Annotated in this window: 22 protein-coding genes, 1 tRNA gene and 1 pseudogene; 10 read left to right on the plus strand and 14 right to left on the minus strand. The window is 67.5% G+C overall.

Features of this window, described 5'->3' with window-relative positions; translation table 11 throughout:
- Positions 1-88: 88 nt before the first annotated feature.
- A pseudogene (locus CRT60_RS04615) lies at positions 89-1071 on the minus strand (ABC transporter permease subunit).
- Positions 1072-1467: 396 nt separating this feature from the next.
- On the minus strand, positions 1468-2232 hold the full coding sequence (locus CRT60_RS04620; protein ID WP_244592268.1) for a hypothetical protein: 765 nt from the start codon (positions 2230-2232) through the stop codon (positions 1468-1470).
- A 265-nt stretch (positions 2233-2497) separates the two neighbouring features.
- Between CRT60_RS04620 and CRT60_RS04625 the strand changes: the two genes are divergently transcribed.
- Positions 2498-3499, plus strand: coding sequence for an ROK family protein (locus CRT60_RS04625; RefSeq protein ID WP_098735280.1), 1002 nt, complete (start codon positions 2498-2500; stop codon positions 3497-3499).
- A 10-nt stretch (positions 3500-3509) separates the two neighbouring features.
- On the opposite strand, the gene CRT60_RS04630 is transcribed toward CRT60_RS04625, so the two are convergent.
- From CRT60_RS04630 to CRT60_RS04650, 5 genes are all read right to left on the minus strand, one after another.
- The gene (locus CRT60_RS04630) at positions 3510-3908 is read right to left on the minus strand and encodes a hypothetical protein (protein ID WP_098735281.1); all 399 of its coding nucleotides are present in this window, start codon (positions 3906-3908) and stop codon (positions 3510-3512) included.
- A 158-nt stretch (positions 3909-4066) separates the two neighbouring features.
- Positions 4067-5788, minus strand: coding sequence for an ArnT family glycosyltransferase (locus tag CRT60_RS04635; RefSeq protein WP_098735282.1), 1722 nt, complete (start codon positions 5786-5788; stop codon positions 4067-4069).
- Positions 5785-6120: a lipid-A-disaccharide synthase N-terminal domain-containing protein gene (locus CRT60_RS04640; protein WP_098735283.1), complete on the minus strand. Its 336-nt coding sequence runs from the start codon at positions 6118-6120 to the stop codon at positions 5785-5787. The genes CRT60_RS04635 and CRT60_RS04640 overlap by 4 nt, the downstream gene beginning before the upstream one ends.
- 55 nt (positions 6121-6175) lie before the next feature.
- Positions 6176-6937 (minus strand): glycosyltransferase family 2 protein, encoded by a 762-nt coding sequence (locus CRT60_RS04645; RefSeq protein WP_098735284.1) that lies wholly within the window; start codon positions 6935-6937, stop codon positions 6176-6178.
- Between the two features lie 114 nt (positions 6938-7051).
- Positions 7052-8668, minus strand: coding sequence for a DegQ family serine endoprotease (locus tag CRT60_RS04650; protein WP_098735285.1), 1617 nt, complete (start codon positions 8666-8668; stop codon positions 7052-7054).
- A 495-nt stretch (positions 8669-9163) separates the two neighbouring features.
- Here CRT60_RS04650 and CRT60_RS04655 point away from each other — a divergent pair, with 495 nt between their 5' ends.
- On the plus strand, positions 9164-10024 hold the full coding sequence (locus CRT60_RS04655; protein ID WP_098735286.1) for a hypothetical protein: 861 nt from the start codon (positions 9164-9166) through the stop codon (positions 10022-10024).
- Between the two features lie 170 nt (positions 10025-10194).
- Positions 10195-10280, plus strand: a tRNA-Tyr gene (locus CRT60_RS04660).
- 101 nt (positions 10281-10381) lie between these two features.
- On the opposite strand, the gene CRT60_RS04665 is transcribed toward CRT60_RS04660, so the two are convergent.
- The 3 genes from CRT60_RS04665 to CRT60_RS04675 are packed head-to-tail and all read right to left on the minus strand — an operon-like array spanning position 10382 to position 11777.
- Positions 10382-10948: a DUF4865 family protein gene (locus CRT60_RS04665; RefSeq protein WP_098735287.1), complete on the minus strand. Its 567-nt coding sequence runs from the start codon at positions 10946-10948 to the stop codon at positions 10382-10384.
- The gene (locus CRT60_RS04670; RefSeq protein ID WP_098735288.1) at positions 10945-11379 is read right to left on the minus strand and encodes a cupin domain-containing protein; all 435 of its coding nucleotides are present in this window, start codon (positions 11377-11379) and stop codon (positions 10945-10947) included. Before CRT60_RS04670 ends, CRT60_RS04665 begins: the two co-directional genes overlap by 4 nt.
- Complete coding sequence (locus tag CRT60_RS04675; RefSeq protein ID WP_098735289.1) at positions 11376-11777, minus strand: tautomerase family protein; 402 nt, start codon at positions 11775-11777, stop codon at positions 11376-11378. Before CRT60_RS04675 ends, CRT60_RS04670 begins: the two co-directional genes overlap by 4 nt.
- Before the next feature lie 109 nt (positions 11778-11886).
- On the opposite strand from CRT60_RS04675, the gene CRT60_RS04680 reads away from it, so the two are divergent.
- Positions 11887-12801 carry a LysR substrate-binding domain-containing protein gene (locus CRT60_RS04680; protein ID WP_098735290.1) on the plus strand — a complete coding sequence of 305 codons (915 nt, stop codon included), beginning with the start codon at positions 11887-11889 and terminating at the stop codon, positions 12799-12801.
- Between the two features lie 8 nt (positions 12802-12809).
- Here CRT60_RS04680 and CRT60_RS04685 read toward each other — a convergent pair whose 3' ends face one another.
- On the minus strand, positions 12810-14681 hold the full coding sequence (locus CRT60_RS04685) for a PAS-domain containing protein (RefSeq protein ID WP_098735291.1): 1872 nt from the start codon (positions 14679-14681) through the stop codon (positions 12810-12812).
- Between the two features lie 279 nt (positions 14682-14960).
- Here CRT60_RS04685 and CRT60_RS04690 point away from each other — a divergent pair, with 279 nt between their 5' ends.
- The 4 genes from CRT60_RS04690 (at position 14961) to CRT60_RS36395 (ending at position 18232) form a co-directional block, all read left to right on the plus strand.
- Complete coding sequence (locus CRT60_RS04690) at positions 14961-15389, plus strand: YqaA family protein (RefSeq protein WP_423319551.1); 429 nt, start codon at positions 14961-14963, stop codon at positions 15387-15389.
- Between the two features lie 241 nt (positions 15390-15630).
- Positions 15631-17106: a cytochrome c oxidase accessory protein CcoG gene (gene ccoG / locus CRT60_RS04695; RefSeq protein ID WP_244592269.1), complete on the plus strand. Its 1476-nt coding sequence runs from the start codon at positions 15631-15633 to the stop codon at positions 17104-17106.
- 212 nt (positions 17107-17318) lie between these two features.
- Positions 17319-17876, plus strand: coding sequence for a hypothetical protein (locus tag CRT60_RS04700; RefSeq protein ID WP_098735293.1), 558 nt, complete (start codon positions 17319-17321; stop codon positions 17874-17876).
- A 185-nt stretch (positions 17877-18061) separates the two neighbouring features.
- Positions 18062-18232: a hypothetical protein gene (locus CRT60_RS36395; RefSeq protein WP_167421620.1), complete on the plus strand. Its 171-nt coding sequence runs from the start codon at positions 18062-18064 to the stop codon at positions 18230-18232.
- Between the two features lie 44 nt (positions 18233-18276).
- Here the strand turns inward: CRT60_RS36395 and CRT60_RS04705 are convergent, their stop codons facing one another.
- A complete protein-coding gene (locus CRT60_RS04705) occupies positions 18277-19437 on the minus strand; it encodes a cytochrome-c peroxidase (protein WP_098735294.1) in 1161 nt (386 codons plus the stop codon).
- Between the two features lie 141 nt (positions 19438-19578).
- Complete coding sequence (locus CRT60_RS04710; RefSeq protein WP_098735295.1) at positions 19579-20424, minus strand: uroporphyrinogen-III synthase; 846 nt, start codon at positions 20422-20424, stop codon at positions 19579-19581.
- Positions 20425-20603: 179 nt separating this feature from the next.
- On the opposite strand from CRT60_RS04710, the gene CRT60_RS04715 reads away from it, so the two are divergent.
- Positions 20604-21821 carry an acyltransferase family protein gene (locus tag CRT60_RS04715; protein ID WP_244592270.1) on the plus strand — a complete coding sequence of 406 codons (1218 nt, stop codon included), beginning with the start codon at positions 20604-20606 and terminating at the stop codon, positions 21819-21821.
- A gap of 20 nt (positions 21822-21841) precedes the next feature.
- Here the strand turns inward: CRT60_RS04715 and CRT60_RS04720 are convergent, their stop codons facing one another.
- A complete protein-coding gene (locus tag CRT60_RS04720; RefSeq protein WP_098735297.1) occupies positions 21842-22462 on the minus strand; it encodes a class I SAM-dependent methyltransferase in 621 nt (206 codons plus the stop codon).
- 302 nt (positions 22463-22764) lie between these two features.
- Here CRT60_RS04720 and CRT60_RS04725 point away from each other — a divergent pair, with 302 nt between their 5' ends.
- On the plus strand, positions 22765-24555 hold the full coding sequence (locus CRT60_RS04725; protein WP_098735298.1) for a sensor histidine kinase: 1791 nt from the start codon (positions 22765-22767) through the stop codon (positions 24553-24555).
- Positions 24556-24561: the final 6 nt, after the last annotated feature.

Genomic DNA, 24561 nt, shown 5'->3' on the forward strand with positions numbered 1-24561 from the left:
CCGGCGTCCTTGACGGTGGCGGCCCAATCGACGCCGCGCGGGGCGGTGCGTCCGGCGGAGAGGGTGTTGGAGTGCGTGGTCATGGCGCTTACACCTTCTCGATCTCGGGCCGGCCGAGCAGGCCGGTGGGCCGGAAGATCAGGACGAGGACGAGGATGGAGAAGGTTGCGACGTCCTTCCATTCGGAGCCGACATAGCCGGACCAGAAGGCCTCGATCAGGCCGATGACGACACCGCCGAGCATGGCGCCGGGCAGCGAGCCGACCCCGCCGAGCACGGCGGCGGTGAAGCTTTTCACGCCCGCCAGGAAGCCGATGTAGAAGTCGATGACGCCATAGATCAGCAGCACCATCATGCCGGCGACGGCGGCGAGTGCGGCGCCCATGACGAAGGTCAGCGAGATGACGCGGTCGACGTTGACGCCGAGGAGCCCCGCCATCTTCTTGTCCTGCTCGCAGGCGCGCTGGGCACGGCCGAGCGAGGTGCGGTTGATCAGCATGGTGAAGCCGACCATGAGGACGAGCGTGATGATGATGGTGGCGAGGCGGACGTAGCTGACGGAGACGGCGCCGTCCATCAGGGTGAGGTTGCCGGGCAGGATGGGCTGCAACGGCTTGGAGCGGGCGCCCTGGAGGATCTGGATGTAGTTCTGCAGGAAGATCGACATGCCGATGGCGGAGATCAGCGGCGCCAAACGCGGCGAGGAGCGCAGCGGCCGGTAGGCGATGCGCTCGACCGTCCAGCCATAGACGCTGGTGAACAGCATGGAGGCGAGCAGCATGATCAGCAGCGCCAAAGGCACCCAGGTGATGCCGAGCGCGCCGATGGCCAGGAAGGTGATCAGCGCCACGAAGGAGCCGATCATGTAAATCTCGCCATGGGCGAAGTTGATCATCCCGATGATGCCGTACACCATCGTAGCGCCACGAAGGAGCCGATCATGTAAATCTCGCCATGGGCGAAGTTGATCATCCCGATGATGCCGTACACCATCGTGTAGCCGATCGCGATCAGGCCGTAGATCGCTCCAAGCGACAAGCCGTTGATCAATTGCTGAAGAAAATATTCCATATCCTCATCCCACCTTCAGCGCGGCGCAAAGGCAGGGTGCGGCGGCACGGGCACACTCGGCACACCGGTCTCGCAACAGCAGCCCCCCTGTCTGGTGCACTCTGTCTGGTGCAGCCCATCCGGTCACCAAACGGAATGCCGTATCATCCGGAATTCCGTCTATTGGTCTGACGGACCAAGATTTTTCCTGTTCGGGGGCGGCTCCTGCGATCCGGCCGGGCCGTCCGGCAAGTGCCCCTCCTGACCTTTTCGGTAGTACCAGCCTGACGGATTTTTGCAAGACAGATTTGTGTTGTCCGCATGCGTCGCGGCGAAGGGCAAGGGCCGGAAACGCGAAACGCCCCACCGGCGGTTGCCGGCAGGGCGTTCTGCAAGACGACGCAAACCGCTGGAAGATCAGCGAACGGCGACGGACTGCTTGGTCGGGGCGGCGGCGACCTTCTGCTTCGGCTTGGCCGGAGCGGCGGCCTTGGCCGGCTTCGCCTTGGCGGTCGTGGTCTTCGATGCTGCCGGAGCGGGCGCGGCCGAGGCGACGGCGAAGACGGGGTCGGGATTGCTGACCACCTTCACGTCGCAGAGCGGACGGCTGGCCAGATGCATCAGGCCGGCATTCTTCTCGTCGCTGGTCAGGGTCCGCAGGTCGTCCCCCGTCAGGTCCTTCGCGGCGACCGAGCGGTCGACGAAGTTGGCGCAATATTGCGGGATGCCGATGGTCGCGGCGCGGCGGCTGATCTCGTTCGCCAGCTCCGTCCGGAACATGTCGAACTGCCGGGTGGCGTTGCCGCCGGCGCCCGAGCGCTTGTAGAAGCTGATCAGCGACGCTTCCGAGCTGGACAGCAGGGCGCGGTTCTTGACCGAGAAATCCTGGTACAGGTCGAACGGCTTCTTGTCCGGCATGACCGTGCGGCAGGTCAGGCCGACCACCATCATCTCGGTGTGCATGCGCATCAGCTGCTCGGCCGCATGCTCGGCGCGGTTGTAGCAGGCGGGCGTGGCCGGGGCGCTGGACTTCGCCGGGCGCGCAGCCTTGGCGGCGGGCGGCTTCGCCGGCTCCTTGGCGGCAGCGCCGGCGGACGCCGGCAGGGCGAGCAGCGCGCCGAGGACGGCGGCGCCGGTCAGGGCTTTGAGGGAATGGCGGAGGGCGGCGCGCTGGCGACTCATCAGGGGCTCCGGTGGCGCGGTACGACAGGACGGGTTCGGGCGGGAAACGGCATTGCCCGACAGTCGGCGACCTTCTACCCGAACGCCGTGACGGGTCAATGGGATTTGGCCGATGCTTGCGTTTTGTCCCATCGGCGCGGCGGGCAGGCAACGCCGGATGACCGAAGGGGCTTCTCCCTTCGGAGAGAGGGAGTGTGCGTCGCTGGACGGGACCGGGCCGGCGACGCTATGGATTGGCAGAGCACAGTCGGACAGGTGACAAGGCATGGCAGCCACCGGATCGCAATCGGCCGGAACAGGGAGCGCGACAGAGTACCGGAGCGGGCACCGCATCGGCATCGATCTGGGCGGCACCAAGACCGAAGGGATTCTGCTCGACCGTCAGGGAAACCAGCTGGCACGCCATAGAGTTCCGACGCCGAAAGGCGATTACGACGGCACCGTCGCGACCATCCGCGATCTGGTGGCCCGGCTGGAACGGGAAATCCCTGCCGGCGGAAGAGCGACGGTGGGATTGGGCATTCCGGGCGCCATCTCCCCTGCGACCGGGCTGGTGAAGAACGCCAATTCCACGTGGCTGATCGGGCGCGACTTCACGCGCGACCTGACCCGGGCGCTCTCCCGGCCGGTGCGGATCGAGAACGACGCCAACTGCCTTGCGGTGTCGGAGGCGACCGACGGCGCCGGTGCCGGCTGCGGCGTGGTGTTCGCGGCCATCCTTGGCACCGGCTGCGGCGCTGGCATCGTCGTTCACGGCCGGGTGCTGGGCGGGCGCAACGCCATCGCCGGGGAATGGGGCCACAACCCACTGCCCTGGCCGACCGACGATGAGCGGCCGGGACCGGCCTGCTATTGCGGCAAGCAGGGCTGCCTGGAGAATTTCGTGTCCGGACCGGCGGTCGCGGCCGACCATTTCGCGGCGACCGGCGAGACGTTGGACGCCGCGGCCATCCTGACCCGCGCCGCCGACCCGTCGGCCGGCGATGCCGGGTGCCGGGCGACGGCGGACCGGTTGGTCGGCCGGCTCGCCCGCGGTCTGGCGGCGGTCGCCAACCTGCTGGACCCCGACGTCATCGTGCTGGGCGGCGGCCTGTCGAACGCGGAATTGCTGTATGACCGGCTGCCGACGGCGATGCAGCCCTGGGCCTTCAGCGACCGGCTGGACACGCCGGTGCGCCGCGCCCGCCACGGCGATTCCAGTGGCGTGCGCGGTGCGGCATGGCTGTGGCGGCCGGGAGAAATGCCGCCGGAACCATCAGCCGGGTAAGCCGCTTTTCTCAGTCCCGGCGCGCGGTTCGCGGCACAGGCGGAGCGTCGGCGCTGCGCGGCGCGGCCATCACGCGCTTGGCGGCGGCGGGATCCACCGGCGGCGGCGTCAGCGAATGCGAGGCGGAATAGTGCTTGTCGGTCCGCTTCACGTCGGTTCCGTAATGCGCCATGCCGGCCCGGTCCTTGCCCGCCTTCATCGCCCCCCAATGGGACGGCGCCGGGCCGGGCAGCGGCTGGGCCTGATCCAGGTTGCGCAGCAGCGGGCCGGTCGGGACCATCTGGTCGTACACCCAGGGCGCATACTCCTGCTTCTGGGCGTGGGCCGGCAGCGACAGCGTCATCACCGCCAGAGCGGCGGCGACGGCGGTCCGGATGGCGGTATCGGCGGAGAAGGCAACGCGGGTCATCGAACAGATACCTTTCGTCCGGGAAAACGGATCGGAAGGGGCAGTCGAACGCAAAGCACCCGCGCCGTCCAATGCGGAGGCGCGTTACCCACCCCGGTCGCCGCATGCCCAAGCGGGGCATAGGTCCCGCCTTACGATACGGCGCCGGGCCTATTCCGTCAGGAAGCCGGCAGGCGGTAGAGCGTCAGGTGCAGCCGCTTGCCGGTGTTGTAGTTGAAGCCCGACAGCTCGGCCAGCGGCAGCGGCGTGGCGGTGCCCAGGCTGTCGAGGAAGGCCGGCGCCTCGCGGTCCTCCACCAGGGCCAGCCCGCAGGCGCGGTCCGCCGTCAGATGCGCGGCGGCCCCGGCCCCGTGCACCAGCCTGGTCGGCGTGCCGAGCAGGAAGACCAAACTCGGCTCCGAATAGCCGGCGATCGCCACCACGCTGTCCGGGCAGGGCCGGACCTGCGCCACCGCGCGGGCGGCCTGACGGCTGACCCAGACGCCGTCGATGTTCGGCAGCACGGCGGCATAGGTCCCGGCATAGAGCAGCGCCGCGGCAGCGACCCCGGCGGCAAGCCCGCTCCGCCGCTCCCCGCGCAGAAGCGAGCGCAGGGCGAGCGCGAAGAGTCCACCGACCGCCGGCACCAGCGCCACCCCGACCGGATCGATCCGGCCATCGACCAGCCAGGAGATCACCGCCACCGCCAGCGTCAGGGCGCCGAAACCGATCACGCCCAGCGCCACCGCGGCGGCGACCAGCCAGCGGCGCGGCTTTTCACGGCTGCGGTCGAAACCGTCGATCAGGGCCGCCGCGGCAATGGCGGCGATGGCCGGGAAGACCGGCAGGGTGTAGTGCAGGAGCTTGGTCGGCACCGCCTCGAACACCAGCCAGCTCGGGATTATCCAGGCGATGCAGAAACGCACGGCGTCCAGCCGGCGGCGCGCCCACACCCAGGGAACGGCCAGCAGGGCCAGCAGCGACCAGGGGGCGAAGGTCACCCAGAAGGTGCCGAGGTAATAGCCGGGCGGCAGCCCCTTGCCCTCCTGCCCGCCCGACACCTTGCCCAGCATGTCGTGGCCTACGGATTCGGCGAAGAAGGCGCCCTTGCTCTTGATGGCGATGGCGATCAGCCAGGGGGCGGCGATGGCGACGACGATGCCGAGCCCGGCCAGCGGCTTCAGCCGCTTCAGCCACCCGGCCTCCCGGTCCCACAGGGCCAGCACCAACGCGGTGCTGCCGGATACCAGCAGGACCATCGGCCCCTTGACCAGCACGCCGATGCCGGCGGCGATCCAGAAGATAAGCGGAGCCACCCAGGCAGCGCGCCCGGCGGGGACCGGCCCGCGGCGGCCGAGATAGAGCTGGGCAAGCACCGCCTGCCCGATCACCACGGTGGAGAGCAGCACGGCATCGGTCTTGGCCATCCGCGCCTCGACCCCCAGCACGACGCAGGAGGCCATCATCAGCCCGGCGATGAAGCCGGCCGGGCCGCCGAACAGCCGGGCCGCCGCCCAGGCGCTGGCGAGAACGGCCAGGATGGCGCCCAGGAACGAGGGGATGCGGTAGGTCCAGATGACCTTGTCGGTGCCGACCGGAATCCCGCGCACCGCATCGGCGGCGGCGGTCGCGGCGGTCTGCAGCCAGTAGATGCCGACCGGCTTCTTGTAGCGCGTCTCGTCCTGGAAGCGGATGTCGACATAGTTGCCGCTGTCCAGCATCTGCGACGATGCCTGGGCGAAGCGCGCCTCGTCCCGGTCGAAGGGCGGCAGCACGGTGAAGCCCGGCAGGAACAGCACCGCCGCGATCAACGCCAGCAGCGCATAGGCCCAGATCGGCAAGCGGCTGGCAGGCTGACGGCTGGCCGGCAGATGGCCTTGCGGCGAGGACGCTGCGGTCACGGCTTGCTCGGCACCGCGTCGCCGGTGACCTGCGACTTCTTGTGCGACCAGACGAAATAGACGTTGCGGGCGTAGATCACCAAGCCCATCCCCTGCCCCAGCATGAAGACCGGGTCGAAGCGGTAGAAGGCATAGGCGAACAGCATGACGCCGCCGCCCAGCGAGAAGTACCAGAACATCTCCGGCACCACGCTGCGGCGCGCCTTTTCACTGGCGATCCACTGCACGATGAAGCGCATGGTGAACATCAGCTGGGCGAAAAAGCCGATGCCGACCCAGATCAGGTCGGTGGTGCTTTGCCCCTGGAACCACGCTGCGGCGCGCTCTAGCATCGTTGAATCCTGTACCGAATGGGTCGCTGTGAAGGTCGATCGGCTTTGAAAGACGTCAGAGGCGTTCGGAGACCGGCGACATCTTCGTCCGCCGCTTCAGCCAATACACGCCCAGCAGATCGACCACGCCGATCAGCCCGCGCCGCCAGTTGTTGTATTTTGACACGCCGCGTTCGCGCGGGCGATGGTTCACCGGCACATAGGCCACCGGGTGGCCGTGGGCGCGGAACAGCGCCGGCAGGAACCGGTGCATCGCCCCGAAGAAGGGCAGGTCGAGGAAGGCGTCGCGACGGAACAGCTTCAGCCCGCAGCCGCTGTCGGTGCAGCCGTCCTGCAGGAAGGACTGGCGCACCGCATTGGCGATCTTCGAGGCCCAGCGCTTCGACAGCGTGTCCTGCCGTTTTTTGCGCAAGCCGCCGACCAGCACCGGCGCTCCCGCCTCGCCCGTCGACACCAGGGCGAACAGCGCCGGAATGTCGGCCGGATCGTTCTGGCCGTCGCCGTCGAGCGTCACCACGAACTCGCCGCGCGCCGCCTTGACGCCGCTGCGCACCGCCGCACTCTGGCCGGAGCGCTGGACATGGCGCAGCACGCGCAGCCGGCCGGCTTCGACCGCCGGGGCAAGACGCGCCTGGGTATCGTCGTCGGACTGGTCGTCGACGAAGATGACCTCGAAACCGCCGACCGGAATCAGTGCCCGCTCGATCTCTTCGAGCAGGGGCAGCACGTTCTCGGCCTCGTTGAAAACGGGGACAACGACCGACAGCCGCACCGGCTGGCCGCTCTCCGGATAAATGCTCACGGTTTGCCATCCCATTCGCCAAACGGGCGGCAAATTACTCTCGCGGCGCGGCGAACGGTAGCGGAAAAGGATGAGACGGAAGCGGGGCAGATCTCCGCTTCCGTCCGATACACAGATATGGAGGCCGGATTACCCCTTCTTGCCACCGGTCTCGGGGACCAGCGGCAGCGGCACATAGCGCAGGTCGCCAGCGCGGCTGACCAGCATCAGCAGGGTCTTGCGCCCCTGTTCCTTGGCCTTGGCGATGCGGGTTTCCAGATCGGCGGCGGTCGCCACCGGTTCCTGCCCGGCCTCCACGATCACGTCGCCGAGGTCGAGCCCGCGCTGCGAGGCCGCGCTGTCGCGGTCGACCTCGGTGACCACCAGGCCGTCCACATCCTCGCCGATGGCGAAGGTCTCGCGCAGGCCGGGGGTCAAGGGAGCCAACTTCAGGCCGAGCGCCGACTTGCTTTCCTCCGGCTGGGCGGAACGGGGGGCGCCGCTCGATCCCGACATCGCCAGTTGCTGCGGCTCGTCGCGCAGTTCGCCGACGGTGACCTGGATCGACTGCTGCTTGCCGCCGCGCAGCAGGGTCATCGGCACGGTGCGGCCGATCTGCGTGGAGGCGACGAGGCGGGGAAGCTGGCGCATCTGCTCCAAGGGATCGCCGTTGAAGGCGGTGATGACGTCGCCCTGGCGCAGGCCGGCCGAGGCGGCGGGACTGTCGGGCGAGATGCTGGTGACCAAAGCGCCGCCGGAGCCCTCCACGCCCAGGCTTTCGGCGATGTCCGGCGTCACCCGCTGGACCTGGACGCCCAGCCAGCCGCGGCGCACCTTTCCGCCGTCCTTCAACTGGTCGATGATCGGCTTGGCCAGCGAGGACGGGATGGCGAAGCCGATGCCGACCGATCCGCCGGTCGGCGAATAGATCGCGGTGTTGATGCCGATCACCGCACCGCCGGCGTCATAGAGCGGACCGCCGGAATTGCCGCGGTTGATGGCGGCGTCGGTCTGCAGATACTCGTCATAGGGGCCCTGCTGGATGTCGCGGGCGCGGGCCGACAGGATGCCGGCGGTCACCGAGCCGCCGAGGCCGAAGGGGTTGCCGATGGCGACCACCCAATCGCCGACCTCCACCGCTTCGCTGTCGCCCCAATGGGCGGCGGTCAGCGGCTTGGCGCTCTCGACCTTCAGCAGGGCGAGATCGGTCGGCGCGTCCGACCCCACCAGCCTGGCCGGCAGCTTGGTGCCGTCATGCAGGGTGACGGCGATTTCGGCCGCATCGGAAACGACATGGTTGTTGGTGACGATCAGGCCCGACGGATCGATGATGAAGCCGGAGCCGAGCGCCATGCTCGGCAGACCTTGCGGACCGCCACCTTGCGGACCGCCGTTCGGCCCGCTTTCCGGCGAGCGGTTGCCCTGGCCGCCCCTCTGCCGGTTGCGGAATTCGCGGAAGAACTCCTCCAGCGGCGAGCCGGGTGGAATGTCCATCCCTTCCGGCAGCCGGCCGCCACCCGCCGAGGGCTGGGGCGCCTGGGTGCTGGAGATGTTGACGACGGTGTCGATCTGCGTGCGGGCAAGGTCGCGGAAGGACGGCGGCGCGTATGTTCTGCTCGCCCCCGGCTGTGCCCCGACGGCGGGCGCGTCCTGGGCTGCGGCCGGCAGCGCCGGCAAAAACACCGCGCCGGACAGCAACGCGCACAGCGCCGCGGCCGGAAGGCGTCGGAAGATCGGGTACGAACGCGGCACGGGCGCATGCGGCATGGACGGTCTCCGCAGAAAACGGTTTGGCAAACGCCGAAGAGTCGCGACCAACGGTTCTTCAAAAGACCCTGGGCCAGAAACCCCAGAAGCTATTGAATGGCAGGCCCCGGTCGGGTTTGTTCTGAAACTGCAAACACGGAACCCCCCGTCAGGGGTCCATCGCATTTTTCAATAATCCGGCGACCGGGAGATGCCGGCGACGGATTCGTTCCACCCTGGGTTTCCGGTTGTCCGCAGTTTTTAAAACCGCAGGCCTTCCACCAAGCATCGTGCCCAGTTGGGACAACGGATACAAAATCACAATTCCGTGCAAAGTTATGCTGGCATTTTTGAGAAGAGTTTCCGATAGTCATCCATACCGAAAACATCGCCCGCCAGCGTGAAGCCTCGATGCTGCTGACGCACGCGCCCGCGTGGTCCCGCGTCCGAAGCGTGCGGTTCGGGTGGACATGCTGACGAATGACTGAAAATTCACTTTGGCAACCGAGCGATATAATGAACTCAGAAACCGGGAGCGAACCGGAGTCTCCCAAGAAGCGTGGGCGCATTCCGCAGTCGGCGTGGCCCCAAATTCTTGATCGCTACCGCAGCGGTGCAACCCTTTCGGCCATCGCACGCGAATTCGAATGCACCCCCAGTGCGATCTCCTACATCATCAAGAAGGCGGAGGCCGCGAGCGGCCAGGGCGATGCCGTCTCCGGTGATGCGCAGGACGATGCGCAGACCGCCGACGCCGGCACGTCCGCCGACGCGGACACGGCTGGCGAAGCCGCCGCTCCGGTGACGGCGGCTGCCCCGGAGACGCCGGCCGAAACGCCGGTGGCCGCTCCCGCCGAACCCGCCCCGGCACCGGCTGCCGAGGCCCCGGCCGAACCGCGCCGCGCCGCCGGCCGCACCGGTCGGACCACGCTGACCCGCGCCTCCCGGCCGGAACCGGCTGCCGAACCGGCCCCGGCCGAAGCACCGGCAGCGGCCCCGGCGCCCGCTCCGGCGCCGACGGAAACGCTGCGCCTGAACCGTCCGGAAGCCGCTCCGGCGGCCCCTGCCGCCACGCCGGCTCCGGCCGCACCGGTGGCCGCCGCGCCGGAGGCCCCGCGGGCTCCCGGCCAGCCGACCCCGCCGGTGGATGCGATCGAAGGCCGCCTGCGCGACACCGCCAAGGCCTGCATCTCCGCCTATCGCGGCTGGCGTCAGCAGCCGAGCGAGGCGACGATCCAGTCCCTGTCCGACACTGTGCATGAACTGCGCAAGGCCCTGGCCCGCGTGGAAATCGACATGTCGGCCAGCCGCCGCGAGGAACAGGCGATCCGCCCGATCCCGATCCCCGCGCATCGGGCCTCGCGCCGCCCGAACTGAGCGGACTTTTGAAAAAGCGGGTTTGAAAAAGCCCCTTTGAAAAGCCTCCGTCCCCCCGTGGGGCGGAGGCTTTTTCTTGCCGCTTTCGTTGCCGCGCCTCCGCTTGCGTTTTTCGTGCAAAAGGGTCTTGACGGCCCCCCTATCGAAAGGCTACTCCTCAGCGCCCCGATGGAAGGGTGGCCGAGTGGTTAAAGGCAGCAGACTGTAAATCTGCCCGCGTTAGCGTACGCTGGTTCGAATCCAGCCCCTTCCACCATCCCTGCGAAATCAATGCTTCGCAGGGCCGCCGTTCCGGACGGCTGATGTGCTGCAAACTCTCCCCTGGTTACAGCGATCCTGCGCCGTCGATGCGCCGCTTTATTGTTCGTTCGGCAGCGAGACATGCCCGACGGTGTACAGTTGCATCGTCTCCGTCACCACCGGCGGCAGCCCGGCCCAGAGCGTGACTTTCGTCATCTTCCATCCCGTCGGATCGAACGCGGCAATGGCGGCCAAGGCGCCGGCGTCAATCGCCGACTTTGCCTCCGCGATGGCATTGTCCCGCTGTGACGCCAAATCCGAATGGGCGGCTATCGCAGCGATGTCGCGGGTCGCGTAAGTCGCGGCTTTCAAAGTCTTCGTCAGTTCCGCATGCCAAACCAGCCAAGTCTGCACCGACGGCCAGCCGAAATCGCGTGTCAGTGCCGCAAAACCCGGACTGGAAAGAAAACTGTCGATCCCTTCCGGCTCATCCCACAAATAGAACGGCGCATAGAGGTTTTCCGCACTGACAAAGCCGGCATCCTGCTTTCTTGCCGCGAGATAGGCTTTGAAACGCAGCCGTGGAAAGCCGTCGAGCAGCGGCCCCTTCTCACGAATGCGGCGGTCGATGATCGCCATGTCGTAATCGGCGGGCAGCACGAAGCTGTATTGCATGGCGATCATCGGGAAAGCTCCCCTTGCTCGACGGCTTCCATCCAGTGAACGGCGGTGCCGTCCCGCACCGGCTGGACGCTGACATAGCTGAATGGGCTGGACGGTGCCGCGCCATGCCAGTGGCGTTCGCCGGGTGCGAACCAGACCGCGTCCCCGGCGCGGACCTCGACCGGCTCGCCGCCCTCGCGCTGCACGAGGCCGACACCGTCGAGCGCGAAAAGAAGCTGTCCGGACGGATGGCTGTGCCAATGGGTCGCGACGCCCGGCGGGATGAAGGCGCGCATCGCCGTCATCTCGCCCTCCGTCCGGCTCGACAGCAGCATCTGGACGAGGAAGGAGCCGTTGGCGATCCCCTCGGGCGCGGCAACGATACCGTCGCCGGCACGTCGGACGGTCATGGCTGGCGGACAGGACATCTGCATTTCAAAGTAGCCGGTCATGGCCGGGCCTCCTGCGCCGGCAGTCCGGCCGACACGCCGGATGCGAAAGACCAATCCTCGAAGGTCGAATCCGCGATCACGATCATCACGTCTTCCGGCCGCACGCCGGGCGACGCCGCAAGAGTCTCGACCAGCCGCTGGTAAAAACGAGCCTTGGTTTCGGGCGACCGCAGTTTTCCCGTGGTGATGTGAAAGACGATGAAATCGTCCGAGCGCGGGCCGCCGCGATAGGTCCGGTCGAAGACCAATTCATGCGGCTGGTGCTGATGAATGGCCACGAAGCGGTCATTCTCCGGAACCTCGAAGCAGTCGACCAGCGCACGGTCCAGACTGTCGGAAAGGGCCGCAAGATAGGCCGGTGATTTGCCCGCGAGCAAAGAAATCCGTGTGAAGGGCATGGCATGCCGCTCCTGTTTGAGCGATTGACAGCCCCAGTATGGATGGAGATGATCATCCCGATAATCAGATTATTCTGAATGAATCGTCCTGTTTTACGGGATTTTCATAATGCGCCTGACCAACCTCGACATGGATGCGCTGCGCAGTTTCGTCGCCGGCATCGACGCCGGATCCTTCGCCCAGGCCGCTGACAGGCTCGGGCGGTCGACATCGGCGGTCAGCGCCCAGCTCAAGAAGCTGGAGGAGCAGGCCGGGACGGCGCTGGTGCGCAAATCGGGTCGCGGGCTGACGCTCACCGATGGCGGCGAGGTACTGCTCTCCTATGCCCGGCGTCTGTTGAACCTGAATGACGAGGCGATGAGCGCCGTTCGCGGCGCGGGGCTGGAGGGCTGGGTCCGTCTGGGAATCCAGGAGGATTTCGGCGAGACCGTGCTGCCGCAGGTTCTCGGCCGCTTTGCCCGCGCCCACCCAAAGGTCCGGATCGAGGGGCGCATCGCCCGCAACAGCGAGCTGTCCGAGAAGATCGCCTCCGGCCATCTCGATCTGGCTCTGGCATGGGACGACGGCAGCGCATCGGCCACCGAGCGGATCGCGTCATTGCCGCTGTGCTGGCTGACCGCGGCGGAGGAGGCACCGCTTTGGCGGGCCGACGGGAACGAGCCGCTGCCGCTCGCCGCATTGGAGGCGCCATGCCTGCTGCGCACCATCGCCTGTGACCATCTCGACCGGCAGGGAATCGCCTGGCGCATCGCCTTCGTCAGCCCGAGCCTGGGCGGCCTCTGGGCGGCGACGGCGGCGGGGCTCGGCATCGCCCTGAGGACGCCGGTGGGCCGGCCGGCCGCGGTGCGCGTGCTCGATCCCGTCGCCTGCGGCTTGCCGCAGCTTCCGTCGCTCGGCCTCCGTCTCTTGCGGTCCGACAAGGGGCCGAACCCGATCGGCGACCATCTCGCCACCATCATCCGGCAGGCGCTGCGCGAAACACTGCCGGCCGGCTGGATGCCGGAAACATCCGACACCAACTGAAGCCGGCCTCACAGCGGCAGCGGATCGGCCGGCGTCACCCGCGGGAAGCGCAGCGTGAAGGCGGTGCCCGCCCCCGGCTCGCTCTCCAGCCGCAGCCGGCCGCGCAGGGTGCGTGTGACCAGCGTGTAGACGATGTTCAAGCCCAGCCCGCTGCCGCCGCGGTCGCGGCTGGTGGTGAAGAAGGGCTCGAAGATTTTGCCGTGCAGGTCGGCCGGAATGCCGCGCCCGTCGTCGGAATAGACCAGTTCCACCTCTCCGCCGGTCGCCGTGACCGTCACGGTCAGCCGGCCACGCACGCCGGGCTCATAGCCGTGCAGGAGCGAGTTGATGACGAAATTGGTCAGGATCTGGCCGAAAGCGCCGGGGTAGCTGTCGAGCGTCAGGCCATCCGGACAGCGCACCTCGACCGAATGCCCGCTGCGGCGGATGCGCATGCCCAGGCTGCGCAGAATCTCGTGGATGTACTGGTTCAGTTCGAAGACGCGGCGTTCCTCGCTGGCCTGATCCACGGCGATCTGCTTGAAGCTCTGGATCAGGCGGGTGGCGCGCTCGATGTTCAGCAGCATCAACTGCGTCGCCTCGTCGGCGATGTCGATGTAATCCGCGAAATCGCCGCGCCGCAGACTGCCGGCTTCGAAGAGATGCCGCAAGGCACGGGTCTTCTCCGCCAACAGCGAGGCGCCGGTCAGGGCAATGCCGACCGGTGTGTTGATCTCGTGCGTCACGCCGGCCACCAGCGATCCCAGCGCCGCCATCTTCTCCGCCTGGATCAGCTGGACCTGCGCCTCCTTCAAATCCTGCAAGGCCCGCTCGGCCTCATCCCTGGCGGCGCGCACCGCCTCGGCCGCATGGACGCTTTCGGTGACGTCGGTGTGGGCGCCGACGATGCGGACGATCCTGCCGTCATTCCCCGCCACGGCGAGCACGCGGGTTTCCAGGAAGATCGTCTGGCCGGACCGGTGGCGGAAACGCTGAAGCTGGCGGCTCTCCGACCGGCGGCCGGTCGCCAGTTCCTCCACCATCTCCAGCGCGGCGTCGCGGTCCTGCGGATGGAGCAGCTCCTCCCAGCGGCGGCGGCTATTGTCCATTTCCGCTTCGGAATATCCCAGCAGGCCCCACCATTGCGGGGAAAACCACACCTCCCCGCCGTGCAGGTCCCATTGCGAGATGCCCTCGCGCGCCGCCCGGATCGCCTGTTCCAGCAGGTCCCGGCTGGAGGCCAACTCCCGCTCCGCCTGCTTGCGGCGGGTGATGTCGGTGTAGGTGGTGACGAATCCACCGTCGGGCAGCGGCAGGGTCACCGTCTCGATGATGACGCCGTCGGGCCGGACACGCTCGTTGTAGAAGGGCCAGGGCGCCTTGCGGATATGGTGCAGCCGCTGCGCCACCAGATCGTCGACATTGCCGCGGCCGTAGCCGCCCTGCTCCGCGATGTGGCGGACCACCGCCTCGTAAGGCTGGGCGTAGCGCGGAAATCCGGGGTCGATGTAGAGCAGTTCCAGCACACGCCGGTTCCAGGCGACCAGCCGGAGGTCGCGGTCGAAGGCCATCACCCCCTGGCTGAGGCAGTCGAGCACCGAACTGGTCTTCGCCCACGGTCCACGCTCCGCCGGGATGCCGGCAACGGCCGCCTCGACCGCCGTCAGCAGCCATTCGCCCGCTCCGCCGCTTCCCAGCGCCAATGTGACGGCGCTGCCGTCGGGAAGCCCCGAAATCATCGGCCGGCCGCGGCGCAGGTCGGCAATCGCGCCGCCCAGCAGGCTGCCGAGCAGACCGTCCAGCGTCGCGTCGCCGGCCACGGCGAACCGGGCCGCGAAGGCGGCATTGGCCCACACCAGACGTTCGTCGGCGTCGAAACGGGCGAACCCGGTTTCCCCCATGCCCGTGCCTACTCCCTCCGCTCAGTCCGCCAGCCACCGAAGTCGCGCGAAGACCCTACTTCAAATAGGATTGATTACGGGAATACTCAGAAATTCAGACACGCAAAAAGATTTGTCTTACGCATTCTTATATCTCTGAAGTTGCCGGGCAAGCGCCATTACGGGACGATTCCCAGGAAATCCGGCGGACAGGCCTCTTGATTTTACGCGGCCACGAAGCCTAATCCAGCGCCTGTCGTGGGGTACGGCAGTCAAGCCGTTGACGGGAAAAGGATTTGCATGATGGGGGATGTCGCGGCCTATGGCAGCCTGTTCCTGGTGGCGCTGGTGGCCGCGACGATTTTTCCCGCTCAGTCCGAGCTTCTGCTCGCCGGGCTGCATGCATCCGGCAACTATCACGACGGCCTGCTGATTCTGGTGGCGACCGTCGGAAATGTCGCCGGCTCCACGATCAACTGGGCGCTTGGCCGCTATCTGATGCATTTTCAGGACCGCCGCTGGTTCCCGGTTTCCCGCCCGCTGGTCGAACGGGCGACCGGATGGTACCAGCGTTTCGGCGTCTGGTCGCTGCTGCTGGCCTGGGTGCCGGTGATCGGCGATCCGCTGACGCTCGTCGCCGGCATCCTGCGCGTCGACCTGCGCCTGTTCCTGCTGCTGGTGACCGTCGGCAAGCTGGGACGGTACGTTGTGCTGATTGTTGCAATATAGCACAGTATAGTAGCAGTATTGTGTGTAATACCGCTGAAAGCCGACAACAATGAGCTTGTGAACGGACCCGCCGGCACAGTATTAACGGACCCCGAAACGCGGATCCCTCGAACCGGTGAAAAGCCTCGGACCTGAAGGGGCTTTTCGGAATATCGACGTTGTTTGACAGAGGTCAAACGCGCCGCATCGGCGGTCGACTATGCTCCGCGCCAACGTGGAACCGGAAATCAGGCGCATCGACATGCCAGACGGAAGCATCGTTCAGCAGGGCTCGGCCCAACCCGCCAAGGTTCCGCTGTACGAAAACCATAAGACGATTCATCCGAAGGCGGTCAAGGGCCTCTATCGCCGCCTGAAGACCGTCACCTTCTCCGTTCTTCTGGCACTGTTCTTCATCGCCCCCTGGATCCGCTGGGAGCGCGGTCCCGATGCGCCGGCCCAGGCGGTGCTGTTCGACCTGACCACGCCGCGCTTCTTCCTGTTCTGGATCGAGATCTGGCCGCAGGAGATTTACTACCTCACCGGCATCCTGATCGTCTCGGCGCTGGGCCTGTTCCTGGCGACCGCGCTGGCCGGGCGTGTCTGGTGCGGCTTCGCCTGCCCGCACACGGTGTGGACCGACCTGTTCGTGTGGATCGAGCGCGTCTTCGAAGGCGACCGGGCGGAGCGCATCCGCATGGAGAGGCAGCCCTGGACGATGCGCAAGATCCTGCGCAAGGCCGGCAAGCATGCCGGCTGGATCGCGCTGAGCCTCGTCACCGGCTTCGGTTTCCTCGCCTATTTCACCGACGCCCCCGCCCTGCTGCACGATCTGGCCACCTTCCAGGCCAGCTACGAGGCGACGTCGTTCTTCGGCATCTTCGTCGGCATGACCTATGTGATGGCCGGCTGGACGCGCGAGCAGATGTGCATGTACATGTGCCCGTGGCCGCGCATCCAGAGCGCGATGCTGGACGAACATTCGCTGGTCGTCACCTATCAGGTCGACCGCGGCGACAACCGCGGCCCGAAACGCAAGTCGCAGAGCTGGGACGAGCGCCGCGCCCAGGGCTTCGGCGACTGCATCGACTGCGGCCAGTGCGTGCAGGTCTGCCCGATGGGCATCGACGTCCGCACCGGCGAGCAGTCGGACTGCATCAACTGCGGCCTGTGCGTCGACGCCTGCGACAGCATCATGATCCAGCAGGGCCTGCCCACCCGCCTGATCGCCTTCGATTCGCTGGCCGCCCAGGATACGCGGGCTTCCGGCAAAAGCTACCAGTGGCGCCTCGCCCGTCCGCGCGTCATCGTCTATGCCCTGATGATGCTGGTCATCGGCGGTGCGATGGCCTGGAGCTTCGCGCTCCGCCCCAGCCTGAACATCACCGTTCTGCGCGACCGCGCCCCGCTGTTCGTGACGCTGTCCGACGGGTCGATCCGCAACGCCTACACCTTCAAGGTCGCCAACAAGACCCGGCAGAACCGCTCCTACACCCTCAGCGTCGCCGGCCTGCCCAATGCCGACATCAAGGTGATCGGCGAGGCGGAGGATGAGTCCGCCGCCCACACCGCCACCATCTCGGCGGAGCCGGACAGCGTCGCCACCTACCGCGTCTATGTGACGGCCCCGCGCGCGGCGCTCGCCGCCACCTCCCTTCCCCTGACCTTCCAGCTGTCCGACACCGGCACCGCCGAGAAGAACAGCCGCGACAGCGTCTTCCTCGGCCCCGCCAACTGACGGTCGCCAGCACCTTGGCATGAGCGCGAAAGGCGGTGGCCGTCGGAACGGCCTACCGCCTTTCGCTTTTGTGCGCAAAGGGGGGACGCCCGCATGGACAGTTTGCGCGGGCACCCGAGCCACTCACCTGACTCAAGCGAACGCAGGCTGGGCCACGGCGACACCGTGCCGCCCGGCAGCTTGGTGACAGGTGGCAGCGAGGTGAAGACCCCATGCTTTTTGATTTCGAACCATCGGGCATCAACGACACCTACCTGCGCCTGACCCGCAACGGGCTGTCCTGCATCGTTGCGCCGGCCGGGGCATGGAACGGGCTTGTCCGGGTGAATTACATCGTGGCCGGCGCCCCCGGCAGCAGCGAACCCTACATGATCTTCCGCAGCCTGGATGTCGGCTGGGACGACGGCCGCTTCTGCTGGAAGGGGCGCGCGTCGCCGGTGATGACCAGCTCGGCCATGGTCGACATCCTGCTGGATCGCGGGATGGTGACGGAGGCGGAGGCGGAACGTCTGCTGTTCGGCATCAACACGCCGGCGGCCGGCGCAACGTCCGACGAGTCGCTGATGATCCGTGCGCTGCTCGCCGGCTGCAGCTTCACCCCCGTCTACGACCAGCAGCCGCTCAGCAGCGAACCGCCGACGGTCGCCGGATTCGCCATGCGCACCTTGTCCGATCCCGGCGCCTTCATGCTGGAGGCCCGCAACGGCGTTCCCGTTCTGGACAGCGAGGCGCGCGACGCCCTGCGCCGGCTGGTCGGCGTGGTGATGTGACGCCCTTTCCCTCCGTCTTTGGTCGAAGATCGCGGCGACAAGGGACCGATTCCCTGCCCAAAGGCGTAGGGGTTAGACCTTCGGGCGATAGAAACTGTCACAGTGCCGGGACATTCTTATCGCAACTGCTCACAGGAGCCATGCCGCCGCCGACTTAAACCCTTTGCGAAAGAGTCCGACCAGCCATGAACGCCAGACTGTCCCACCGCTGCACCTCCCTGTTCGACCGCGCCCGCGCCGCTTTGCTCAGCCAGCCGCTGGCCCGCAGGCTGGCCTCCCGCAAGGCCACCGGGCGCCCCCGGATGTCGATGGAGCTGCTGGACCTGGAACTCTTCCGCATCGACATCGGTCATTGAGGACCGCCGTCCGGCCCCATTCCCGGCCCCAGTCGCTGACTGCGCTATTTCAGCAGATGCTCGTACCGCGCGTCGGTCAGCGTCTTCATGAAGGCGACCAGCGCCTTGACGCGGCGGGTATCCAGGGCGGGCGCCGATTCCAATTCCTTTGACGACAGGTTCGCCGCCACCTCCGGCGGCGCCCACGGCTTGCCCGTCTCCGGGTTGATAGCTGCCTTTTCCGTCCGGTTGTTGTAGTGGTCGTAGAAGCGGACCACCGTTTCCAGATCCTTGAACACCCCGTTGTGCATGTAGGGGCCGGTCACCGCGACGTTGCGCAGGGTCGGTGTCTTGAATTTACCTTCGTAGGCGGGCTTGGCCGCTGCCGGATTGTCGTGCAGCCCGCGGTCGGCGAAACCCGGCTTGGCCGTCGCCTCGCGCAGGGCGGGATTGGCCGGCACGCCGATGTTGTGGTGTTCGTAATTGGTGAAGGTCTCGCCCGCGGCTGCCGGCATCGGCTTCAGCTTGTGGCACTGGTTGCAGTTGGTGAACTGGGTGGAGAAGAACAGGGTCATTCCCAGATCCTCCTCCGCCGTCATCTTGTACTCGCCGCGCAGGGAGCGGTCGTATTTCGAATCGAAGGGCGCGAAGCGGTCGGTCTTCTCGAAGGCGGCGATGCTGTCGCTCATCGCGTCATAGGCGCGCTCCGCATCGTCCAGCACGCCGGCGCCGTAAAGCGCCACGAAGGCACGGGCATAGCCGGGATTCTCCGCCAGCCGGGTGCGTGCCTGCTCCTTGGACGCCAGCCCCATCTCCGCCGGGTTCAACGGCGGACCGCCGGCCTGATCCTTCAGGGTGGCGGCGCGGCCGTCCCAGAACTGCCCGCCGACCGCCTTGCCGTCGGCCTTGATGTGGAAGGACGGCGTGAAGGCGGCATAGCTCGCCGTCGGCGCGTTGCGGTCGCCCACCGATTTGCCGTTGTCGCCGACCGACGCCGCCCCGCCCGCCCCGCCGGTGCGGGGATCGGCAAAGCCGAAATCCGGATTGTGGCAGTCGGCGCAAGACTGGGTGCGGTTGGCCGACAGGGCGGTGTCCGAGAACAGCGCCTCTCCCAGCCTCTCCTTGCTTGAAAGGTCGGCAGCAAACGCTGCCCCGCCCCCCGCGACACCGGCCGACAGGAACGCCAGCGCCAACGCACGGGGCAAGAAAACAGGGAGGGTGGACATGGTGACGCTCCTGGCAACGGCCGCTGACTGAGGCCGACACTGAGCGTCAAAGGTTAAACGAGAGTGAGAATTGTTATCAATTAACCTGCGCGGAAGAGGGGTGGGGCGAAAGGTCGCTGACCGGCAAAAGCTCTGGCCCGATCAGGCCGGCCCGTTTCCTTCCCCCTCGGTCAGCAGCCGGCGGATGGCGTTGACCAGCGGCTTCATGTGGAAGGTCGAGTCCGGGGAAACCGCGACGGTTCCGCCGGCCGCCTCCACCGCCTCGGCCACCACAGGACCGACGGCGGCGATGCGCGTCCTGGCGAAGCCCTGGCGGAAGGCGTCGCCAAGGCCGCAGGCCTCCGCCACCTCATGCAGGCGCCGCACCTGGGGGGAGGCGGTGAAGGCGACGAAGTCGATGCGCCCCTCCGCCATGTCTCGGATCGCCGCCTGGACGGCGCCGGTCTCCGAATCGTTGGCGTAGCGGTACGGGGTGACCGCCATCGGCTGGCCGCCGCGCGCCCGGACCGCCTCCAGCAGCGGTTCGTTAGGGTTGTCGGGATAGAGCTGGATACCGACGCGGCGGCCGGTCAGCTCCTCCTCCCCCAGCATGGCGATGACGCCGTCGGTGGTCGGGGCCGGGGCGGACTTGTAGGGCGTGCAGCCGATCTCGCGGAGCGCCTTCACCGGCTTCGGGCCACGGACGAAGACCCGCGCGCGGCCGATGGCGGCGACCACGTCGGCCTCGCGCTCCATGACGCGGGCGACGGTCATCAGCCGCCGTAGCCCCTCGCCGGTCAGCAGGACGATGTCGTCGTACCCCTCGGTCAGCAGCCGCTCCAGCCATGCCCGTGCCGGCGCCGGGTCGTCGAGATCGAGGATTTTCACCATCGGGCAGCGGATCGTCTCGGCCCCATGCTGTTCCATCATGCCGGCGAACAGGTCGAGGTCCCGGCTTTCCGGCACCAGAATCCGCTTTCCCGCCAGATCGCCGCTCTGTCCGGCCATGGTTCCGCTCCCGTGATCGCCTGTGTGGTGAGGCCGAGACTAACAGCAGCCGGCGGGCGCGGTCACGCGGGATGGAGCGGTTGCCCCCAACCGGAGACCAGCGAACGGTCTTGAGGCGAACGGCCTTGACAAGCGATCCGCAGGCATCTCCCCATCACGCGGCCCCACGATGGCTGCGCATGACGATCCGGAACGACGCTATGGCCTTCTCCCCGCTCCTGGCGGTTTTCCTCTTCGCGGTGGCGATCTGCGCGTCCTGGGCGATTCTGCGCCTCGTTCCCCGTCCGCTTCGCCCGCAGGCCGGCGCAGACAGCAGGAATGATGGCCGCTACGCCGCCATCGACGGGATGCGCGGGCTGCTGGCCTATGCCGTGTTCATCCATCACGGCATCATCACCTGGCAATATCTCCACACCGGCCTTTGGACGCTGCCGCCCTCGCGGCTCTACACCCAACTGGGACAGAGCAGCGTGGCGCTGTTCTTCATGGTCACCGCCTTCCTGTTCTGGGACAAGCTGCTGAAGGCCGGACCGGAGATGGATTGGCCAGGCTTCGTGTCGTCCCGCATTTACCGCGTCTATCCGGTCTATGCGGTCGCCGTGCTGCTGGTCGCGGTGCTGGCGCTGGCTTCGACGGGCTTCGAATTGAGGACCAGTCCGCTCGACCTGCTGCGCCGCTTGGTTGGCTGGGCGACCTTCAAGGCTCCGCCGATCAACGGCCTGGAGAACACCGGGCAGATCGTCGCCTATGCCACCTGGTCCCTGCCCTACGAGCTGCTGTTCTACGCGGCGCTGCCCGCACTCGCCGTCCTGGTCACGCCGGCCCGCCGGCTGCGGCCGGCTCTCGTCTCGGTCGCGGCGACGCTGATCCTTCTGCTCTACTTCCGCAATTTCAGCCTTGCGGTGCTGGAGTGCTTCCTGGGCGGCATCGCCGCCGCCCATGCGATCCGCCGGCCCGGACTTGTCCGGTTCGCGCGGTCGGGCCGCGGTCTGGCGGTGGCGCTCGCCGGCTTGTCGGCGGCTGTGACAGGCTTCGACACCGCCTATGCGCCGCTCCCCGTGCTGGGGCTCGGCCTGTTCTTCGTCGCCGTCGCCGCCGGTCAGAGTTTCCGCGGCGCCCTGACCTGTCAGCCGGTTCTGTGGCTGGGGGAAATCAGCTACGGCGTCTATCTGCTGCACGGGATCGTGATCTGGACAGCGATCACCGCCAACGCTCCCGTGCGTTCCCTTGTCGGGGAAGACGCGGGGCTGTACGCGCTGGCGCTGGCGGGGACAGGCATCCTCGTCGTGGCGGTCGCCAGCCTCGTCCATCTGGCGATCGAGCGGCCGGCGATCATGGCAGGCCGGCGGGGCCGCGCCCTGCGTCGGAATGACCGTGCCGAGCGCGTACCGGCCTGACGGATCCCGGCTATCTCACTCTAGCCCCGCCGGCAGTGCAGCAGGCTGAACAGCCCGAAGGGCGGCAGGGTGCGGATGCTCTCAACCGCCAGCCGCGAGCCGTTCATCATCGCATCCAGCGTGAAGTCCGGCCGCCAGCCGAGCTTCTTCGACAGGGGCGACAGCCACCCCTCCACCGCGCGGCGGACACCGGCTTCGGGGGCGGCGAAGTGGTTGACGATCACGATGTCGCCGCCGGGTTTGCAGACGCGCTCCAACTCCGCCATCGTGCCCTGGGGGTCGGGGACGACGGTCATCACATACATGGCGACCACCACGTCGAAGCTGCCGTCGGCGAAGGCCAGCTTGCCGGCATCCATCTCCAGCAGCCCTTCGACATGGTCGAGCTTCTCGCGCTCCACCCGGTCCTGCGCCACCTTCAGCATGTCGGTGGACAGGTCGATGCCGACGACGCGGTTGTCATTGCGGTAGTCGGACAGCGACAGGCCGGTGCCGACGCCGACCTCCAGAATGCGCAGGCCGCCGCGGCGGTTCAGCCACTCCACCGCCGCATGCCGGCCCGATGCGAGAAGCACCCCGAACACGCGGTCGTAGAAGCCGGCGTAGCGGCGATAAGCGGCGCGAATGGATTCGGCGTCCATGATCCTGTCCCCCCGTTTCGATCCCGTTGCCGGCAGTTGCGGCAAGGTCAAGCCCAAGCCGTCGGCGGCACACCATAGCCGGCTTTCGTGCACCATGAAAGTGACGCAAACAACAAAACCCGGCCAATGTCACGCATCTGGCGGCTGTTCATTTGACATAATCACTAAAATGATTCGCCGGCATTTCATAAGATTGTTTTCTTGATTGAACGTTCATTCAAAATCCGGCGCTGCTTTACCCCTCCGCCGTTCCGTCGGAAAAGGCGCTGGACAGCATCGCCCCGGCCGCTCCATAGACAGGCATGGCCGACACCGTTTCCCCCCGTCCGCTGCGCCGCCGCAGGATGGCGATCCTCGTCGCGGCGCTGGCCGCGGTGACGGCGCTGGCCTGCTGGGGCGCCTATCGCTGGGCGGAGGCGGAAGCGCGGGCGGCGCTGACCCTCAACGGCGACCTGCGTCTCGGCCTCTATGCCAGCAGCATCCGCAACGCGGTCGGCCGTTACGACTATCTGCCCTTCCTGCTCGCCCGCGACCATGAGGTGCTCGACCTGCTGGACGCGCCTTCGGACCTGCGGCGCGACGCCGTGAACCGCCGGCTGGAGACGGCGAACGCGGCGGCCGGATCGGCAGCGCTCTATGTGGTGGACCGCTCCGGCTTGGCGCTGGCGGCCAGCAACTGGGCCGATCCGGCGCAAAGCTTCATCGGCCATACCTATGACTTCCGCCCCTATTTCCGTCAGGCGGTGGAGACCGGCAGCGGCCGTTACTTCGGCATCGGCGTCACCACCGGCCTGCCCGGCTATTTCCTGTCGCACGCGGTGCGTCAGGGCGAGACGCTGACCGGCGTCGCCGTGGTCAAGATCGATCTGGAACCGGTGCAGCGCGACTGGGCGGCCGGCGGCGAGCGGGTGCTGGTGACCGACGAGAACGGCATCGTCTTCCTGTCCAGCCATGCCGAATGGAAATACCGCGCCTTGCGCCCGCTGCCCGGCGCGGTGACGGACAGGCTGGCCCAGACCCGCCAGTACGACCGCAGCGACCTGCCCCCGCTCGGCCTGCATGACGGCCCGCTGATGGAAAACGGCGCCCGGCTGGTCAGCCTTCCCATCTCAGGTCCGGAGGCATCCCGCCGCGCTTTCCTGATGCAGGAGCTTGCGCTGCCGGAGTTCGGCTGGACCATCCGCTTCCTGTCCGACCTGGAGCCGGTGAAGGCGGAGGCCACCGGTGCGGCCATCCTGACCGCCATGGGCATCCTGCTGCTGGCCGCGGCAACGGCGCTGGGCTGGCAGCGGCGGCAGACCCTGCGGCTCCAGCGTGAGGCGCGGGTGACGCTGGAACGCCGGGTGGAGGAGCGCACGGCCGAGTTGCTGACCGCCAACCGCATCCTGCGCGACGCGCAGGAGGAGCTGGTGCAGGCCGGCAAGCTGGCGGCCCTCGGCCAGATGTCGGCGGCGCTGGCCCACGAGATCAACCAGCCGCTGGCCGCCATCCGCACCTTCGTCGCCTCCACCCGGCTGCTGGCCGAGCGGGGGGAAACGGCGATGGTCCGCGACAACCTCGCCATGATCGGCGATCTGGCGGAGCGGATGGCTCTGCTGTCCGGCCATTTGAAGGAGTTCGCCCGCAAGGGGCCGGCACGGGTGGAGGCCGTTCCGGTCGCCCGCGCCATGGACCGCGCGCTGGCCCTGCTCGCCTCCCGCCTGCGCGAGGAGGAGGTGCAGGTGGACCGGTCGATCCCGCCCGACGCCCGCGTGCGTGGCGATGCGGTGCGGCTGGAGCAGGTCTTCGTCAACCTGCTGCGCAACGCCGCCGACGCCATGGAGGGCAGCGGGGACCGGCGCCTGACCCTGACCGCCACCCGCAACGCCGAGGGCTGGGAGATCCGCATCCGCGACACCGGCACCGGGATCGCCGAGGCGCACCAGTTCCAGCTGTTCGATCCCTTCTTCACCACCAAGGAGGTCGGGCAGGGGCTTGGCCTCGGCCTGTCGCTGTCCTATGGCATCGTGCGGGACTTCGGCGGCACACTGCGGGCGGAGAACAATCCCGAGGGCGGCGCCTGCTTCGTCGTCCAGTTGCCGGAGGCACAGTGAGGGCCA

This window comes from Azospirillum palustre (genome assembly GCF_002573965.1).
In the GTDB taxonomy this organism is placed as follows: domain Bacteria; phylum Pseudomonadota; class Alphaproteobacteria; order Azospirillales; family Azospirillaceae; genus Azospirillum; species Azospirillum palustre.

Excerpts from the sequence above, each read along its gene's own strand:
- CRT60_RS04720 (WP_098735297.1), bottom strand. The coding sequence starts at position 22,462 with ATGGACGCCGAATCCATTCGCGCCGCTTATCGCCGCTACGCCGGCTTC.
- CRT60_RS04645 (WP_098735284.1), bottom strand. The coding sequence starts at position 6,937 with ATGGGATGGCAAACCGTGAGCATTTATCCGGAGAGCGGCCAGCCGGTG.
- CRT60_RS04710 (WP_098735295.1), bottom strand. The coding sequence starts at position 20,424 with ATGGCCGGACAGAGCGGCGATCTGGCGGGAAAGCGGATTCTGGTGCCG.
- CRT60_RS36395 (WP_167421620.1), top strand. The coding sequence starts at position 18,062 with ATGAACGCCAGACTGTCCCACCGCTGCACCTCCCTGTTCGACCGCGCC.
- CRT60_RS04620 (WP_244592268.1), bottom strand. The coding sequence starts at position 2,232 with ATGAGTCGCCAGCGCGCCGCCCTCCGCCATTCCCTCAAAGCCCTGACC.
- CRT60_RS04640 (WP_098735283.1), bottom strand. The coding sequence starts at position 6,120 with ATGCTAGAGCGCGCCGCAGCGTGGTTCCAGGGGCAAAGCACCACCGAC.
- CRT60_RS04705 (WP_098735294.1), bottom strand. The coding sequence starts at position 19,437 with ATGTCCACCCTCCCTGTTTTCTTGCCCCGTGCGTTGGCGCTGGCGTTC.
- ccoG (WP_244592269.1), top strand. The coding sequence starts at position 15,631 with ATGCCAGACGGAAGCATCGTTCAGCAGGGCTCGGCCCAACCCGCCAAG.
- CRT60_RS04670 (WP_098735288.1), bottom strand. The coding sequence starts at position 11,379 with ATGACCGGCTACTTTGAAATGCAGATGTCCTGTCCGCCAGCCATGACC.
- CRT60_RS04650 (WP_098735285.1), bottom strand. The coding sequence starts at position 8,668 with ATGCCGCATGCGCCCGTGCCGCGTTCGTACCCGATCTTCCGACGCCTT.
- CRT60_RS04625 (WP_098735280.1), top strand. The coding sequence starts at position 2,498 with ATGGCAGCCACCGGATCGCAATCGGCCGGAACAGGGAGCGCGACAGAG.
- CRT60_RS04675 (WP_098735289.1), bottom strand. The coding sequence starts at position 11,777 with ATGCCCTTCACACGGATTTCTTTGCTCGCGGGCAAATCACCGGCCTAT.
- CRT60_RS04700 (WP_098735293.1), top strand. The coding sequence starts at position 17,319 with ATGCTTTTTGATTTCGAACCATCGGGCATCAACGACACCTACCTGCGC.
- CRT60_RS04685 (WP_098735291.1), bottom strand. The coding sequence starts at position 14,681 with ATGGGGGAAACCGGGTTCGCCCGTTTCGACGCCGACGAACGTCTGGTG.
- CRT60_RS04680 (WP_098735290.1), top strand. The coding sequence starts at position 11,887 with ATGCGCCTGACCAACCTCGACATGGATGCGCTGCGCAGTTTCGTCGCC.
- CRT60_RS04665 (WP_098735287.1), bottom strand. The coding sequence starts at position 10,948 with ATGATCGCCATGCAATACAGCTTCGTGCTGCCCGCCGATTACGACATG.
- CRT60_RS04715 (WP_244592270.1), top strand. The coding sequence starts at position 20,604 with ATGACGATCCGGAACGACGCTATGGCCTTCTCCCCGCTCCTGGCGGTT.
- CRT60_RS04630 (WP_098735281.1), bottom strand. The coding sequence starts at position 3,908 with ATGACCCGCGTTGCCTTCTCCGCCGATACCGCCATCCGGACCGCCGTC.
- CRT60_RS04690 (WP_423319551.1), top strand. The coding sequence starts at position 14,961 with ATGATGGGGGATGTCGCGGCCTATGGCAGCCTGTTCCTGGTGGCGCTG.
- CRT60_RS04655 (WP_098735286.1), top strand. The coding sequence starts at position 9,164 with ATGAACTCAGAAACCGGGAGCGAACCGGAGTCTCCCAAGAAGCGTGGG.
- CRT60_RS04725 (WP_098735298.1), top strand. The coding sequence starts at position 22,765 with ATGGCCGACACCGTTTCCCCCCGTCCGCTGCGCCGCCGCAGGATGGCG.